The sequence below is a fragment of the Burkholderia alba genome (assembly GCF_034721475.1).
GTDB classification, from domain to species: Bacteria; Pseudomonadota; Gammaproteobacteria; order Burkholderiales; family Burkholderiaceae; genus Burkholderia; species Burkholderia alba.
On the sequence record NZ_JAWJWL010000163.1, the window covers coordinates 1 to 595 of the forward strand.

The window sequence follows — 595 nt, forward strand, 5'->3', positions numbered from 1 at the left end:
GCACGTCGACCTCGGTCACGGGGATCTCCGTCAGCTTCACGGGGATTTCGGTGTCGTACACGGGCTTGTCGGTGAGCTTTACCGGCGTGTCGGCGTCGTTCACGGGGCTCAGCACGTCGTTCACGGGCGTGAGCACGAGCTTCACGGGCGTGTCGACGTCGTTCACCGGAGTGGGGACGAGCTTTACCGGCGTCAGCACGTCGTTCACGGGCGTCGGCACGAGCTTCACCGGCGTGTCGACATCGTTGACGGGAACCTCGACCAGTCTGACGGGCACAAGCACGTCGGTGACGGGCGTCTCGACCAGCATGACGGGCATTTCGTCGTCGATGACCGACGTGAGCACGTCGTACACCGGACAGTCGCAGAGCACGACGGGCGTGTCGTTGTCGTACACGGGGACGTCGAACAGCATGACGGGCACGAGCACGTCGGTGACGGGTTCGTCGACGAGCATCACCGGTACGTCGATGTCGAACACGGGCACGTCGACCAGCATCACGGGCGTGTCGACATCGACCACGGGAAGCTCGACGAGCGTGACCGGATCGAGCATGTCGACGACCGGCAGTTCGACGAGCACCGTGGGTTCGAG

The 595-nt window shown here is 64.4% G+C and carries 1 pseudogene; it reads left to right on the plus strand.

Annotated elements, in window-relative coordinates:
• Nucleotides 1-595: pseudogene (locus RZR99_RS33010) on the plus strand (type VI secretion system tip protein VgrG); the annotation flags it as partial.